Origin of the sequence: Streptomyces sp. NPDC056600 (genome assembly GCF_042792855.1) — a bacterium.
In the GTDB taxonomy this organism is placed as follows: domain Bacteria; phylum Actinomycetota; class Actinomycetes; order Streptomycetales; family Streptomycetaceae; genus Streptomyces.
Window position 1 is genome coordinate 64,933 of the sequence record NZ_JBHTVQ010000021.1, and the last position, 13,968, is coordinate 78,900.

Annotated in this window: 13 protein-coding genes and 1 pseudogene; 6 read left to right on the plus strand and 8 right to left on the minus strand. The window is 73.8% G+C overall.

Annotation, left to right across the window (positions count from 1 at the left end):
* Positions 1-99: 99 nt before the first annotated feature.
* A pseudogene (gene rph / locus ACFRAV_RS13535) lies at positions 100-2,712 on the minus strand (rifamycin-inactivating phosphotransferase).
* Positions 2,713-2,890: 178 nt separating this feature from the next.
* On the opposite strand from rph, the gene ACFRAV_RS13540 reads away from it, so the two are divergent.
* Positions 2,891-4,093 carry a winged helix DNA-binding domain-containing protein gene (locus ACFRAV_RS13540; protein WP_382554741.1) on the plus strand — a complete coding sequence of 401 codons (1,203 nt, stop codon included), beginning with the start codon at positions 2,891-2,893 and terminating at the stop codon, positions 4,091-4,093.
* Between the two features lie 231 nt (positions 4,094-4,324).
* Positions 4,325-4,702 (plus strand): hypothetical protein, encoded by a 378-nt coding sequence (locus tag ACFRAV_RS13545; RefSeq protein ID WP_382554744.1) that lies wholly within the window; start codon positions 4,325-4,327, stop codon positions 4,700-4,702.
* Positions 4,703-4,727: 25 nt separating this feature from the next.
* On the opposite strand, the gene ACFRAV_RS13550 is transcribed toward ACFRAV_RS13545, so the two are convergent.
* Positions 4,728-5,180: a flavodoxin family protein gene (locus tag ACFRAV_RS13550; RefSeq protein WP_108953053.1), complete on the minus strand. Its 453-nt coding sequence runs from the start codon at positions 5,178-5,180 to the stop codon at positions 4,728-4,730.
* A gap of 42 nt (positions 5,181-5,222) precedes the next feature.
* Between ACFRAV_RS13550 and ACFRAV_RS13555 the strand changes: the two genes are divergently transcribed.
* From ACFRAV_RS13555 to ACFRAV_RS13565, 3 genes are read left to right on the plus strand one after another with little or no spacing between them, the layout of a single operon-like run.
* Positions 5,223-5,870, plus strand: a complete 648-nt coding sequence (locus ACFRAV_RS13555) for a class I SAM-dependent methyltransferase (protein ID WP_382554747.1) — start codon at positions 5,223-5,225, stop codon at positions 5,868-5,870.
* Between the two features lie 41 nt (positions 5,871-5,911).
* The gene (locus ACFRAV_RS13560; RefSeq protein WP_382554749.1) at positions 5,912-6,922 is read left to right on the plus strand and encodes an ADP-ribosylglycohydrolase family protein; all 1,011 of its coding nucleotides are present in this window, start codon (positions 5,912-5,914) and stop codon (positions 6,920-6,922) included.
* Positions 6,919-7,941 carry a zinc-binding dehydrogenase gene (locus ACFRAV_RS13565; protein ID WP_382554752.1) on the plus strand — a complete coding sequence of 341 codons (1,023 nt, stop codon included), beginning with the start codon at positions 6,919-6,921 and terminating at the stop codon, positions 7,939-7,941. The genes ACFRAV_RS13560 and ACFRAV_RS13565 overlap by 4 nt, the downstream gene beginning before the upstream one ends.
* Here ACFRAV_RS13565 and ACFRAV_RS13570 read toward each other — a convergent pair.
* Positions 7,931-8,995, minus strand: a complete 1,065-nt coding sequence (locus ACFRAV_RS13570) for a phosphotransferase family protein (protein ID WP_382554754.1) — start codon at positions 8,993-8,995, stop codon at positions 7,931-7,933. The two genes, ACFRAV_RS13565 and ACFRAV_RS13570, sit on opposite strands and share 11 nt — an antisense overlap.
* 233 nt (positions 8,996-9,228) lie before the next feature.
* On the opposite strand from ACFRAV_RS13570, the gene ACFRAV_RS13575 reads away from it, so the two are divergent.
* Positions 9,229-10,029 carry a type 1 glutamine amidotransferase gene (locus ACFRAV_RS13575; RefSeq protein ID WP_382554757.1) on the plus strand — a complete coding sequence of 267 codons (801 nt, stop codon included), beginning with the start codon at positions 9,229-9,231 and terminating at the stop codon, positions 10,027-10,029.
* On the opposite strand, the gene ACFRAV_RS13580 is transcribed toward ACFRAV_RS13575, so the two are convergent.
* The 5 genes from ACFRAV_RS13580 to ACFRAV_RS13600 are packed head-to-tail and all read right to left on the minus strand — an operon-like array spanning position 10,019 to position 13,951.
* A complete protein-coding gene (locus ACFRAV_RS13580; protein ID WP_382554759.1) occupies positions 10,019-11,272 on the minus strand; it encodes a cytochrome P450 in 1,254 nt (417 codons plus the stop codon). The two genes, ACFRAV_RS13575 and ACFRAV_RS13580, sit on opposite strands and share 11 nt — an antisense overlap.
* Entirely contained in the window at positions 11,269-12,543 is a 1,275-nt protein-coding gene (locus ACFRAV_RS13585) for a cytochrome P450 (RefSeq protein WP_382554762.1), read from the minus strand. Before ACFRAV_RS13585 ends, ACFRAV_RS13580 begins: the two co-directional genes overlap by 4 nt.
* Before the next feature lie 7 nt (positions 12,544-12,550).
* Positions 12,551-13,180, minus strand: coding sequence for an ATP/GTP-binding protein (locus tag ACFRAV_RS13590; RefSeq protein ID WP_382554765.1), 630 nt, complete (start codon positions 13,178-13,180; stop codon positions 12,551-12,553).
* A complete protein-coding gene (locus tag ACFRAV_RS13595; protein ID WP_351117554.1) occupies positions 13,161-13,517 on the minus strand; it encodes a DUF742 domain-containing protein in 357 nt (118 codons plus the stop codon). The genes ACFRAV_RS13590 and ACFRAV_RS13595 overlap by 20 nt, the downstream gene beginning before the upstream one ends.
* Positions 13,514-13,951: a roadblock/LC7 domain-containing protein gene (locus tag ACFRAV_RS13600; protein ID WP_351117555.1), complete on the minus strand. Its 438-nt coding sequence runs from the start codon at positions 13,949-13,951 to the stop codon at positions 13,514-13,516. Before ACFRAV_RS13600 ends, ACFRAV_RS13595 begins: the two co-directional genes overlap by 4 nt.
* Positions 13,952-13,968: the final 17 nt, after the last annotated feature.

The window sequence follows — 13,968 nt, forward strand, 5'->3', positions numbered from 1 at the left end:
CTTTGCCGGAACTTGACGACAGCAGTGTCAGCATCATAGACGCTCTTCTCGACACCGGTGTCGGCAACCCGTCGCCCCTCTCTTCCCGGGGGCCTCGCGTCAGGGCAGCAGCTCGACGTACCCCTCGGTCCCGTGGACGCGGATGCGCTGCCCGTCGCGGATCAGGCGGGTGGCTCCCTCCACCCCCACGACGGCCGGAAGTCCGTACTCCCGGGCGATCACCGCGCCGTGGGTCATCCGGCCGCCCACCTCCGTCACCAGGCCCGCGATCCCCACGAACAGGGGCGACCAGCTGGGGTCGGTGAACGGGGTGACCAGGATGTCGCCCGCCGCGAGATCGGCGTCCGCGAGATCGAGGACCACGCGCGCCCTCCCCTCCACGCTGCCGGCGGACACCGGCAGGCCCGCCAGGGCGCCGGCCGGGACGTCGTCGCGCCGGTACGCCCCGGTGAGGGCCTCCCCGTCGGAGGTGAGCACCCGGGGCGGCGTCAGCGCGTGGTACGAGCGGAACTCCTCCGCGCGCCGCCGCACGAGCCCTTCCTCCACCCGGTGGGTCCGCACGGCTTCGTGGAACTCCTGGAAGGTGAGGTGGAAGACGTCCTCCGGGTCCTCGACCACACCCCCGCGGGCCAGCCGCACCGCCTCCGCCAGCAGGGCCCGCTTGTAGAGGAAGTAGCGGCGGACGATGTCGTACTTCGGATACTCCCGGTACCCGATGAAGTCCCTGACCCGGGCGATCATCCGCTCCGTCTCGTCCGCCCTGCGGTCGCCGTCGGGCAGCGCCCGCAGCCGCCCCAGGACCTCCTGCTCCTTCCGCAGGGCCGCCAGCCGCCCCTCCTCGAAACGCCGGGCGGCGGCGCCGGGCCCGAAGTTCCTGACGTTGTCGAGGATCGCCGGCACCAGCGCGGTGGGGCGCTCGCGCCACCGCGGCCTGGTGATGTCGATCTCCCCGACGCACCGCATGCCGTACCGGTCGAGGTAGCTCTCCAGGGCCTCGCGCGCCTCCCGCCCGCCGGGGAGCTTCTCCAGTTCCGGCAGGAAACCGTCGCCCTCGACGTCCTGGAGGAAGGCCACCACCTCGGGGTGAGGACGGATCGCGTCCGCGACGTCGAGCAGCGCCAGCCCCATCTCCGAGGTGATGTTGCCCGGGGCCGACAGGGTCAGCGTGTCGGCCGCGTTCTTCTCACCCAGCCATTCCTCCAGCTTCTCGTCGAGCCACCAGGTGGCCCCCATGCCCGCCATCAGCGCCTGATGGCTCAGCGGATCGCGGACCACCCGCCGGTGCTCCTCGAACGTCTCCAGCAGGAAGTCGAAGAGGGCCGTCCCGGTCCTCGACGCCAGGTCGCGTTCCAGGGCCGCGAGGGAGGCCCGGCTGCGCTCGACCAGTTCGGTGACGACGGCGGGGTCGGGCGCGACGGACTCCGGCGCGCCGGGCGCGGGAGCCGCGCCGGCCGGCGGTCCCGCCGAAGACTCGTCCGGCAGCGAGGGGACGAAGCCGTCCCGCTCCAGGACGGTCTCCAGGGCGTCCCTGACGAGCGGATCGCCCTTCCCCATGGCGTCCAGCAGAGCGGCACGGCTCGCGGGCGAGGCCAGCCGCCGGGTGACGTCGACGAACAGCCTTCCGCCGGCCTCGTGCATCGGCACGAGCGCCGTCAGACGCCACATCGAGTGCCCCAGGGCCTTCATGGGGTCGGTCATCATCTGGCCGTGGCCGACCGAGACGTAGACATGGTTCTCGTCGTCACCGGCCTCGGGGACCGGGAAGAGCGTGGTGACCGGGCGGCTCTGCACGACGGCGAACTCGCCCTCCGCCAGGCACCATTCGATGTCCTGCGGGCATCCGAAGCCCGCTTCGATCCGGCGCCCGAGCTCCACCAGGCGCACCACCTGCGCGTCCGTCAGGGACGGCTCGGTCCGCCGTCACGGGTCGGCCTCCACCTCCCGGGTGCCGCCGTCCGCCAGGGCGCGCACCTCCCGCCGCTTGGCGCCGACCGTCCTCGTGACGATCCGGCCGCCGCGCACCGTGAAGGCGTCCGGGTCCACCAGGCCGGAGACCAGGGCTTCGCCCAGGCCGAGGACGGCCTCCACGGTGGAGACCTTCCGGTTCCCGGTGACGGGGTCGGCCGTGAACAGGACACCGGAGGCCTCCGGGACGACCATCCGCTGCACGACCACCCCCATGTCGACCGCGCGGTGGTCGATGCCGTTGCGCCGCCGGTAGGCCACCGCCCGCTCGGTGAACAGCGAGGCCCAGCACCGGCCGACGTGCCGCAGGACGTCGGCCGGGCCGAGGACGTTCAGGTAGGTGTCCTGCTGGCCCGCGAAGGAGGCCGTCGGCAGGTCCTCGGCCGTCGCGCTGGACCGCACGGCGTAGGCGGCCCCCTCGCCGTGCCGGGCGAGCGCCCGCATGATCTCCGCCGCGACGTCGTCCGGGACGCCCGCCTCCTCGACCGCCTCGCGGATCTCCGCGGCCAGGGCCGCCGAAGCGGCCCGGTCGTCCGGGGCGACGGACGAGAGCCGGTCGATCCGCTCGCCGATCGACGGCTCCCGCTCCACGGCCCGCCGGAAGGCGCCCGTCGTCACGCAGAAGCCGTCCGGCACCCGGAAACCCTCCATCCGCGCCAGCACGCCCAGGTGCGCGCCCTTCCCCCCGACGGCCGGAGCCATGGCCGCGTCCACGGCTCGTAGGTCCAGCACGTACTGCTCGGTCACTGCGACACCTCCAGGACCGCCCTCCTGCGCGCGGCGGTCGTCGATCGGACCACGGATTCTGGGGCCTGACCGGGGTCTTGCGGCAAGGCCCCCGGTGCGCTATACGTTGAGCACGGCAAGGAGAGCGCTCTCCTTGCCTTTCCCTTTTCGCCCTCACCAGCCACCAGGAAGACGGCGCATGCGAGCCATCGGTGTGGACCAGCGCCGGGCCCGGCTGGGGCGGCGGCACCTGCTGACGCCCGACGGCCGGGCCACGGATCCGGCGGAGGCCGCCCGCGCCGTGGTGGCGCTGCACGGCACCGACCCGACATCGGTGCACCTGTCCTGCTGGGTGCGGACCACCGGCTGCGGCGTCGCCGAGGTGGAGCGGGCGCTCTACGAGGAGCGGACTCTGATCCGGCTGCTGGCGATGCGCCGCACCGTCTTCGTCACCACCCTCGACCTGGCCGCGATCCTGCAGAGCGCCAGTTCCCTGGAGGTCGCGGCGAGGGAGCGCCGCAAACTCGTCAAGATGCTCGCCGAGTCCGGCGTCCCCGACGGCACGGAACCCGGCGCCGCCCGCTGGCTTACCGGCGCGGAGGAGGCGGCGCTCGCCTCGCTGGACAAGCGCGGCGAGGCCACTGCGACCGAACTCGCCGCGGACGACCCGCGGTTGGCCGAGCGCGTGGTGCTCGGCCGCGGCAGCCGCAACGAGGCCCGGCAGAGCGTCGCCGCCCGGCTGCTGCTCCTGCTGGCCGCCGAGGGCCGGGCGGTGCGCGGCAGACCGCGCGGATCGTGGACCTCCCACCAGTACCGCTGGTCACCGCTGACCCGGTGGTGCCCGCAAGGGCTCGCCGAGATCCCCGAGGCGGAGGCCGAGAGGGAACTCGCCCGGCTGTACCTGCGGTCCTTCGGCCCCGCCCCCGCCGAGGACCTCCAGTGGTGGACCGGCTGGACGCGCACGCGCACCCGGCGGGCGCTGGCCGGCCTGGACCTGGTGGAGGTGGACCTCGACGGCTCCTTGGGGCTGCTGCTCGCCGACGACCAGGAGGACGTGCCGGAACCCGAGCCCTGGGCGGCCCTGTTGCCCGCGCTCGACCCCACGCCCATGGGCTGGCAGCGCCGTGAGTGGTTCCTCGGCCCGCACGGCCCCAAGCTGTTCGACCGCGCGGGCAACGGCGGACCGTCCGTGTGGTGGAACGGCCGCGTCGTCGGCGGGTGGACCACCGACGAGGACGGCCGGGTCGTCCACCGCTTCCTGGAGGACGTCGGCGCCGAGGCCCGCGCCGCGGTGAGCACCGAGGCCGACCGCCTCACCGCACTCCTCGACGGCACCCGCCTCGCCCCGCGCACCCGCGGCCGCACCTGGCTGGAGCAGGAGCTGGCGGACGCCGCCGGCTGACGGGCGTCACGGGAAGGCCCGGGGAGGGGCGACGCAGTCGTGATGTTCCGTCAGCTGCGCCTGCGAACAGGGCAGTTGACCCCTGCGTGGGGCAGCGGCCCCGCCGGGGCGGGGGTGGACCGCCGGGCGTAGAGTTCGATCTCCGCGGCCCGACCGGTCGGATCGTCGCACCGGTCGGGGGCGGCAGACCGTCGTTCTCCGGCCTGATCCGGCCGCCGTCCGAGAGGGACCATGCGCCCCACAGCACCCCGCACCGCCGTCGCCCGCTCGGCCGCCGTGCTCACCCTGACCCTCCTCGGGACCACGGCGTGCGGCGCCGCGTCCGAGCCCGCCGCCGATGTCCCCGCGGCGTCCGGCTCCCCGGCCGCCGCCACACCCGAGGTGCTCAGCACCCTGGCCGACCTCACCGACCAGTACGAGGGCGGCAACGCGCGCAGGGCCATGGAACAGCTCCAGGGGGACCCGGACGTCCGCTTCACCGACGCGAGCGGGGAGGGCAGGCCGGTGGAGAACCCCGAGCAGTGGAAGATCTGCGCGGCCCACCAGCTCGGCGGCGACTCCCGGGTGGTGTTCGAGTTCGACGTGGTCCTCCACGACGAGACGTGCTGACCGGAACGCGTCCGCCGCGGCCGGCTCAGACCGTCAGGCCCGCCGCGACGGTCGCGCCCAGCTCCCAGCACGCCTCGGTCCCGGCCCTGCCCGGCTCCCCGGTGACGGTCACCGGCTCGGCCGCGCGTCGCCAGCCCAGACCGGTGGTGATCGACTCGATGCCCCGCGCGGCGCCGGTCACGTCGTTGTTCCCGTGCAGGTAGTAGCCGAAGGGGCGGCCCCGGGTGGCGTCGAGACAGGGGTAGTAGACCTGGTCGAAGAAATGCTTGAGCGCGCCCGACATGTACCCGAGGTTGGCGGGCGTGCCGAGGACGTAGCCGTCGGCCTCCAGGACGTCGGAGGCGGTCGCCGCCAGCGCCGCCCGGCGGACGACCCTGACGTCCTCGATCTCCGGATCGGTCGCCCCGGAGACGACCGCTTCGAACATCGCCTGACAGCTCGGCGAGGGCGTGTGATGGACGATCAGCAAGGTGGGCACGGCACCATTGTCCTCCCGTCGGGCCGGTGCGACGATGCCGCCATGACCGACGCCGACGGAAGCACTCCCCGCCCGCGCCCCGAGACCCTCTTCGACGCGCTGGGCGCCGACTACGAGAAGGCCTTCGCGGGGGCCGAGGCGCACCACGCCTCGCTGGACTGGCTGCTCGGCCGGCTGGCGCCCGGCAGCAAGGTCCTGGACGTGGGCAGCGGCACCGGGCGGCCCACCGCCGAGGTCCTCGCCGCGGCGGGCCACGACGTGCTGGGCCTCGACGTCTCGCCGGTGATGGTGGAGCTCGCCGCCCGGCAGGTCCCCGGCGCCCGGTTCCGCCTCGCCGACGTCCGCGAGGCGCCGCTGGAGGAGGAGGCGTTCGACGCCGTCACGGTGTACTTCTCCCTGCTCCAGATGACCCGTGACGAACAGACGGCCCTGGTGGCGCGCGCCGCCCGCGCCGCGCGGCCGGGCGGCGCCGTGGTGCTGGCGACGGTGCCGGTGGACGCGGACGACGTCCCGCACGTGTTCATGGGCCACCCGGTCCGGGTGAGCAGCTTCGCGGCGGACGGCTTCACCCGACTGGCCCGGCAGGCCGGGCTCACCGTCCTGGAGGAGCGTTCCGTGCTGTTCACCCCGGCCCACCCCGCGGGGGAACCGGAACCGCACCTGTACCTGCACTGCGTGCGGGAGGCGTAATTCCTTTCCCGGCCGGCGCCACGGATGGAAGCATGCCGGGCATGACCACCCCTCCTCCTTCCCCTCCCGTGGCCGCCGCTTCGCCCGCACTCGACTCGCTGGAAGGGCTGGCGCTCGGCGACGCCTTCGGCGAGCGATGGTTCCCGCGCTTCCACGGCGGGCAGCACATGGCGGCCGCGGCCCTGCGGGAGCGCAGGACGCCCGAGGGCCCCGTCCCCTGGCGCTGGACCGACGACACGGCGCTGGCACTCGCCCTGTTCGGGGTCGTGCGGAGCACCGGGGCCGTCCACCAGGAGCTGCTGGCCGAGGCGTTCGGCGTGATCTACCTCGACGACCAGTACCGGGGTTACGGCTACGGCATGCACCAGCTCCTGCCCCGGCTGGCCGAGCGGCCCGCCCGGTGGCGTGCCGAGGCGCAGGCCATGTTCGACGGCCGGGGCAGTCTGGGCAACGGGGCGGCGATGCGGGTCGCCCCGCTGGGCGCGTGGTTCCACGACGACGTCGAGGAGGCCGCCGAACAGGCGGTGCTGTCGGCGAAGGTGACGCACACCCACCCCGAGGCGGTGGCCGGCGCGGTCGCGGTCGCGGTGGCCGCCGCGCTGTTCGCCGCGAGCCGGGGCCGGGCGGCCCCCGAGCCGTCCCGGCTCCTGGCCGAGGTGGTGGGGCGGACGCCGGACGGCGCGGTGCGCGACGGACTGCTCGAGGCCGCCCGGCTCCCCGCGGGCACCTCCGCGGCCGACGCCGCGGAGATCCTGGGCAGTGGGGAGAAGATCTCCGCCGCCGACACCGTCCCCTTCGCCGTCTGGTCCGCGACCCGGCACGCCGACGACCTGACCGAGGCGCTGTGGCACACCGCGGAGGGATTCGGCGACGTCGACACGACCTGCGCCGTCGTGGGCGGCATCGTCGCGGCCCGCACCGGCGTGGGCGACGCGCCCGCCGACTGGCGGGGCAGACGCGAGCCACTGCCCGCGTGGGTGTACGAAGGTGGCGAGGAGCAGGCCGACGGGGCCGCCGAGGCCGACAGGAACGGGAAGGGACGTACGTCATGAGCCGCACGAGCCGCACCATGCTGGCGGGCCGGATGAACTTCACGACCAGGACGTTCGCCGTCCAGGAGGTGCCCGTCCCGGACCCCGGCCCCGGCGAGGTGCGGGTGCGGGTGCGCGCCGCGGGCGTGTGCCTCTCCGACGTCCACCTCATCGACGGCAGGCTGCGCCCCATGCTGCTCCAGGGCGACGAGGTCACCCTCGGGCACGAGGTGGCCGGCGAGGTGGACCTGCTCGGCGACGGCGTCACCGGGACCGCGCCGGGCGCACGGGTGATCGTCGGCGCGGGCAAGCGGGTCGGCGACGTGGTGTGGACTATGGGCGTCGACTACGACGGCGGCTGGGCCGAGTACGTGGTGGCGCCCGCCGAGGTGCTGGTTCCGATCCCCGACACCCTCCCCTTCGAACAGGCGGCGATCATCCCGGACGCGGTGTCCACCCCCTGGGGCGCCGTCGAGTGGACCGGGCGGGTCAAGGCCGGCGAGGCGGTCGGCGTCTGGGGTGTCGGCGGCCTGGGCGCGCACGGCGTGCAGCTGCTGCGGTTCATGGGCGCGGCGCCGATCGTCGCCGTGGACCCGGTGGAGGCGGCCCGCGAACGGGCCCTGGAGTTCGGCGCGGACCTCGCGCTGGACCCGCAGGACCCCGACCTCGCCGCCAGGATCGCCGCCGCCACCGGCGGAGCGGGCCTGGACGTCGCGCTCGACTTCGCCGGCGTCGCGCCGGTGCGGAGCCAGGCTCTGGAGGCGCTCGGGGCGGGCGGCCGGCTGGTGCTGGTGGGCATCAGCGGCGGCCCGCTCACCGTGGAGAGCGACGGGCTGTTCCAGTACGGGCGCAAGCAGATCCTGGGGCACTACGGCTCCGAGCCGCGGCACGTGGTGGACCTGGTGCGGCTGAACGCGCTGGGACGCCTGGACTTCTCACGCTCCGTCAGCGGGGCGCTCCCGCTGGAGGACGCGGCCAAGGCGGTGGAGCGCCTGGAGTCCAAGCAGGGCAACCCCATCCGCCTGGTGCTCATTCCCTAGGCCACACGTGCTCCATCGGCCCCCGCCCGCCGGCCCAGGCGTCGATCATCTCCCCGAGCGGCCCGTAGATGTCCCGCTCCAGCCAGGCGAGGTGCCCGGCGTCGAACTTCCGGGGCACCGCCTCCACCCACATGATCAGGTACAGGTGGGCGCGGTAGAGCGCCATCCGGTTGCGGGCGGCCGCGTCGAAGGTGACGGAGCCGCCCGCGGCGCGGTAGCCCTCCCAGAACGGCTCGTCCCGGGTGATGTCGTGGAAGAGGCCCAGCGAGACGAACTCGGCCACCGGGTCGCCCCACAGGGCCCGTTCGGCGTCGATCAGCGCGGTGATCCGCGGCCGGCCGGCGTCCGGAGCGCCCTGCGGCGCGAGCTCGGCGAGGATGTTGCCGTCCCACAGGTCCCAGTGCACCAGCCGCGGCACGGTCACCTCGTCGAGCGACCCGCTCTCGGCGGTGAGCACCTCCCGGATCTCCTTGGCCGGCCGGGGCAGCGTGACGTCGAAGCGCGCCGCGTCCCCGAGCACCGAGTCGACCATCGCGAGGAACGTCTCCCGCCAGCTCGGGCGGAGGGGGCCGAGGGAGAGCGCCGGGTAGCCGAAGCCCTCCGCGCCGTCGAGGGCGTGCATGCGGGCGACGTGCCCGCCGAGTTCCCTGCGCAGGTGGTCCCGGTCCTCGGGCCCGACCTCCTGCTGCAGCTCGTTCCACGGCTTCCCCGGGCAGTACCCGGTGACCAGGTGGTCGCCGGGCCGCTCCTCGTCCTGCGCGCTCACCGCCAGCACCGTGGCGACCGGGACGTCCGTCCGCTCCCGGGCGGTCCGCAGGTACCAGGCCTCGGTCCCCAGGATGCCGCGCTCGTACTCCAGCACCGGACGATCGGAGGAGGGCGCCAGCTTCACCACGATCCGCTCGCCGCCGGTCGTGCGCACGCCGAAGACGGCGCCGAAGGTGCCGCCGCTGAGCGGGCCGCAGTCGGCCACCTGCCCCCACCGGACCCCGGCGTCCTCCAACGCCGCGACCAGCCGCTCCTGCTGCAGCTTCTCCCTCTCGAGTTCGTCCATGACCGTTCCCCCTCGGGTTCGCCACCCCGCGCCGATGGCCCCGCCATCCTGGCAGCGCCCACCGGCGCGAGGGAAGAAGCCGTCCGCCGCGACGTCGGCGCACCGGTCCGCACGGCTCCCCGCCGGGCGCGGCGCGCGACCCGGGCGACGGCGGTACTGACCCTGCCCCGCCGGGGGTAGGGATCGGGGGACACCGACGCCGACAGCCGTATCCGGCACCGAAAGGACCAGGCATGCCCGCTCCCACCGCCCTCGTCGTGCAGAACTTCCCCGGCGGCGGCCCCGGCCGGCTCCAGGACTGGCTGGGCGAGGCCGGGCTCGGCTGTGAGGTGGTCGAGGCCCACACCGGAGTGGCGCTGCCCCGCTCGCTGGAGGGCCGGTACGCGGCGCTGGTGGTCCTCGGCGGCCCCTTCATGCCCGACGACGACCTCCGCGCGCCGTGGCTCCCGGCCACCCGCGCCCTGGCCCGGGAGGCGCTGGAGACCGGCCTGCCCTATCTGGGCATCTGCCTGGGCGGTCAGCTCCTCGCCCAGGTGGCCGGAGGCGAGGTGCGCGCCGAGCACGGCACACCGGAGGCGGGCAGCACCCCGCTCACCCTGCTGCCGGGCGCGGTCGCCGACGATCCGCTGCTGCACGGCCTGCCCGAGCGGGTCACCGCCATCGAGCACCACGTGGACGCGGTCACCGCCCTGCCGCCCGCCGCCGTCTGGCTGGCCCGTTCCGAGACCTGCCCGCACCAGGCGTTCCGGGTCGGCCGGTCCGCCTGGGGCGTGCAGTTCCACCCGGAGATCGCCGCCGAACGCCTCGCCCACTGGAACCCCGAGCGACTCGCCCGCAACGGCTTCGACCACGCCGAACTGCTCGCCCGCGCAGAGCGCGACGAGGCCGCCGCGGCCGAGGTCTGGCGCACGGTGGCCCACCGCTTCGGCGCGCTGGTCACCTCCCGGGAGGAGGTCCGGTACGCCGGAGCCCCGGTCCTCGGCGGGAAGGCCGCGGGCCGGGGCTCCGGTGACGGACCGGGCGTCAGGCGATGAACACCGGGAACGCCGCCAGGTCGTTCTGCGTCATGACGGGGAGGTTCTGGATCTCCCCGTCGGGCAGCGCCGCCCGCATGCCCGGGAACCGCTCGAACAGCGCCGGCAGGGCGATGGCCGCCTCCAGCCGGGACAGCGCCGCCCCGGGGCAGATGTGCGGGCCGTGGCCGAAGGCCATGTGACGGATCGGCGTCGCGCGGGTGAGGTCGAAGGCGTCCGCGTCGGCGCCGTGCTGCTCGCGGTCCCGGTTGATCGCCCGGTAGGACATGACCACTCCGTCGCCCTTGGGGATCACCGTGTCGCCGACGGTGAGGTCCTCGGTGGGGAACCGCATCAGCAGGTGGGTGTTGGCCGGGTCCCAGCGCAGGGTCTCCTCGATCACCGTCTCCCACGACACCTTGCCCGCGAGCACCAGCGCCAGCTGGTCGGGGTGGTTCAGCAGGGCACGGGTCGCGCTGGTGATCAGGTCGATGGTGGTCTCGTGGCCCGCCGCCACCAGCGCCTTGAGGTTGCCCAGCACCTCGTCCTCGCTCAGCGGCTCGCCGCCCTCCTCGCTGTGGATCAGCGCGCTGAGCAGGTCGTCGCCCGGGTTCGCCTTCCGCTCGCGGATGAGCTCGAGGTACCACCGGTCGAAGGTCTCCAGGATCTCCAGCCGCTCCTCGTGCGGGGTGAGCATGGAGAAGAAGCGCTTGTACCCGTCCGCCAGCCAGGGCTGGCTCTCCACGGGGACGTCGAGCAGCAGGCACACCACCTGCATGGGCAGCGGCTGGGCGAACACCGCCTTCATGTCCACCGGGGAGCCGTCCCGGCCGGCCTCCTCCATGGCGTCCAGCAGCTCGTGGGTGAAGGCGACGATGTCCTCGCGCACCGCCTCGATGCGCCGGGGCGTGAGGGCCTGCGCGGTCTTGGTGCGCAGCCGGCGGTGGTCGGCGCCGTCCACGGTGAACATGGACCGGCCGGCGTCGATCATGGTGATCAGCGGCCACTCCCGGGTGACGACCCCCTCCTGCCACAGCCGCCACGCGTTCAGGTCCTTGACCAGGCGCGGGTCCATCAGCAGGTCACGGGCCACGGCGTGCCGGGTCACCGACCAGGCGGGCACGCCCAGCAGCTCGATCGGCACGACGGGACCGGAGGCGACCAGACGCGCGGTCTCGCCGTCCAGGTCCCGCACCATCGGGTCGATCACCAGGGGTTCGGCGGAGGGCTCGGCGGCGACGGCGCCGGTGTGAGGGCACTTCATGAGTAGTCTCCAACGGTCCGGACGGCGGTGAAACGCACTGGCAGCGACGTGAACCCCCGCATGAACGGGGAGGGGCGGCGCACCAGGGACTCGGCAGGGACCGTCAGTTCGAGGTCGGGCAGCCGGTCGAGGAGCACCTCGATACCGGTCCGCGCGATGATTTCGGCGATCTCCTGGGCGGGGAAGGGACAGCGGAACTCGCCGTGGCTGAAAGAGAGATGGGCGCTGTTGCCGGCCGCGACCACGGTCCGGCCGGCCGTCAGGTCCTGGCGGACGTGCGGGTCCAGGTTGGCGCCGCCGTAGCCCAGCAGGATCAGGTCGCCGGCGCGGATCACCCGCCCGCCCAGCGTGGTGTCGCGGGCGGCCCACCGGTTGGGCAGCATCTGGGAGGGGGTGTCCTCCCAGAGCACCTCGTTCATGGCCTGCGCGATGCTGTGCCGCGCCCCGCCCAGCGCGGTCGCGAAGCGGACGTCGGTGAGCATCAGCCGGATCGAGTTGCCGATCCAGTCGGTGGTCTGGAGGTACCCGGCGGCCACGATGGCCCGCAGGTCCCAGACCATCTCCTCCTCGGTGAACGGCGTGTCCGGGGAGTTGTCGAACCCGAGGATCCGCGAGGCGATGTCCGGGCCCGGCTCCTTGCGCTTGGAGTTCAGCAGGTCCAGCATGCTCGCCCCGAACTCGTCGTTCGCCTTCGTGGCGTCCGGGCCGGCGTCGGAGAGCCGCTGGATGATGCGGGCGATGCGCGGACCGTCCTCGTCGGCGAAACCGGCGAGCCGGGCCAGCGTGAGGATCGGCAGCGCCACGGCGAACTCGTCGACCAGGTCGGCGCTCCCGCGCCCGCAGAACGCGTCGATCAGCCGGTCCGCCAACTCCTCGGTCTCACGCCGGAGTTCGAAGGCGTCGGTCTGCTCGAGCACCGAGTTCACCAAGCGGGTGTGACGCCGGTGCTCCTCGCCCACGGTGAAGTACACGCACGGCACGCGCTCGCCCAGCATCGGACGCAGCGGCCAGTCGGCGGGCACGTTCGGCCACTGGTTCCACAGGCCGGCGTCGCGCGGGAAGAGCTCCGGGTCGCTGGTGACCTGGTGCAGCTCCCGGTAGCCGATCACCAGCCAGGCGGGGAAGCCGGCGAACTCCACCGGCACCACCGGACCGTAGCGGGCCCGCATGTCCCGGTACTGGTCGTGCGGCGCGGTGTGGAAACGCTCGTCCGCCAGCAGGTCGACGGGGCAGACGCCGCCCTGCGCGGAGGTCTGGGCTGATGTGTTCATCTCGGCCTCACCGGACGGGGGCCGCGGCGTGGGCCCCATGGAGGGTCTGCAGGTGCTCGGCCAGCGTCAGCAGGACCTGCTTGCTGGAATGCCGGGACCGGGCGTCGCAGTCGATCAGGGGGACGCGCGGGTCCAGGTCGAGCGCCTCCCGGACGTCTTCCAGGCTGTGCCGCGGACCCCCGAAGTCGTTGCGGGCCACGATGAACGGCGTGCCGTGGTGCTCCAGCCGGTCGATCGCGTACCAGGACTCGTCGAGACGTCGGTCGTCGACCAGGACCACCGCGCCGATGGTGCCGGCGAACAGCCGGTCCCACAGGAACCAGAAACGTTCCTGCCCGGGAGCGCCGAACAGGTAGAGGACGGTCTCCTCGTCCAGCGTGATCCGCCCGAAGTCGAAGGCGACCGTGGTCGACGTCTTCTCCGGCACGTGGCTGGTGTCGTCGGTGGGGACCCCGGCGCGCGTCATCGTCTCCTCGGTGTTGAGGGGACGGATCTCGCTGACCGAACGGACCATGGTGGTCTTGCCGACACCGAAGCCGCCCACGACGACGATCTTGAGGCCGTTGCTGGCCCGGTCGCCGAGCGGAGCGCGCGGCCCGTCGGGCACGGGCCGTGATTCAGAGAGCGCGGAGTCCAACGAGCACCTTCTCCAGTGTGGCGGGGTCCAGCTCCGGACGGCCGGAGGCGGTGTACCGCGGATGACGGGCGGTGGCCCGGCCCGCGTCCAGAAGATCCGAGACGAGGATCTTCGTGATGGACACGGGCAGGCCGAGCTCGGCGGAGATCTCGACCACCGAGGTGGGGTGGACGCACAGACGCAGGATCGCCGCCAGCTCCGACGACAGCCCGGCCGCCGGTCCGCTCTCGGCGACGATCAGCGTCACCAGGTCCAGGTCCTCCCGGGAGGGCCGGCTGCGCCCCGAGGTGAGGGTGTACAGCCGGTCCGGCCGGTCGTCGGTCCCCGGTCGGTTCACGACGAGGCGGCCTTCACGGCCTCGCCGGTCGCCTCCCGGGGCGGCGTGCTCAGGTGCTCTCCGAGCTGCTCGATCAGCTCCTGCATGGTGTGCCCGACCAGCCCGGGGTCGGCGTCCTCCTGGGCGACGACCGCGATGTGGGCGCCGGCCCCGGCCTCCACGATGAACAGGAGGCCGCCGTGGAACTCCGTCATGGACTGCCGTACGCCGCCGTCGCCGCTGCCGAACTCGGCGGAGGCGCCCTGGGCGAGGGACTGGATCCCCGCCGATATCGCGGCCAGCTGGTCGGCCTGGTCGACGGTGAGCTCGGGGGAGTGGCACAGCTTCAGACCGTCCCGGGAGAGCACCAGCGCGTGGCGCGCTCCCGGGGTGCGTTCGAGCAGGCCTTCCAGGAGCCATGTCAGCTCGGCGATTCGACTGTGGTCGTGGGTCATCGGTGGATTCCTCGGGT

What these genes read in the sequence shown, in the direction of transcription:
- ACFRAV_RS13540 (WP_382554741.1), top strand. Translation starts at nt 2,891, where the DNA reads ATGCGAGCCATCGGTGTGGACCAGCGCCGGGCCCGGCTGGGGCGGCGG.
- ACFRAV_RS13545 (WP_382554744.1), top strand. Translation starts at nt 4,325, where the DNA reads ATGCGCCCCACAGCACCCCGCACCGCCGTCGCCCGCTCGGCCGCCGTG.
- ACFRAV_RS13555 (WP_382554747.1), top strand. Translation starts at nt 5,223, where the DNA reads ATGACCGACGCCGACGGAAGCACTCCCCGCCCGCGCCCCGAGACCCTC.
- ACFRAV_RS13560 (WP_382554749.1), top strand. Translation starts at nt 5,912, where the DNA reads ATGACCACCCCTCCTCCTTCCCCTCCCGTGGCCGCCGCTTCGCCCGCA.
- ACFRAV_RS13565 (WP_382554752.1), top strand. Translation starts at nt 6,919, where the DNA reads ATGAGCCGCACGAGCCGCACCATGCTGGCGGGCCGGATGAACTTCACG.
- ACFRAV_RS13570 (WP_382554754.1), bottom strand. Translation starts at nt 8,995, where the DNA reads ATGGACGAACTCGAGAGGGAGAAGCTGCAGCAGGAGCGGCTGGTCGCG.
- ACFRAV_RS13575 (WP_382554757.1), top strand. Translation starts at nt 9,229, where the DNA reads ATGCCCGCTCCCACCGCCCTCGTCGTGCAGAACTTCCCCGGCGGCGGC.
- ACFRAV_RS13580 (WP_382554759.1), bottom strand. Translation starts at nt 11,272, where the DNA reads ATGAAGTGCCCTCACACCGGCGCCGTCGCCGCCGAGCCCTCCGCCGAA.
- ACFRAV_RS13585 (WP_382554762.1), bottom strand. Translation starts at nt 12,543, where the DNA reads ATGAACACATCAGCCCAGACCTCCGCGCAGGGCGGCGTCTGCCCCGTC.
- ACFRAV_RS13600 (WP_351117555.1), bottom strand. Translation starts at nt 13,951, where the DNA reads ATGACCCACGACCACAGTCGAATCGCCGAGCTGACATGGCTCCTGGAA.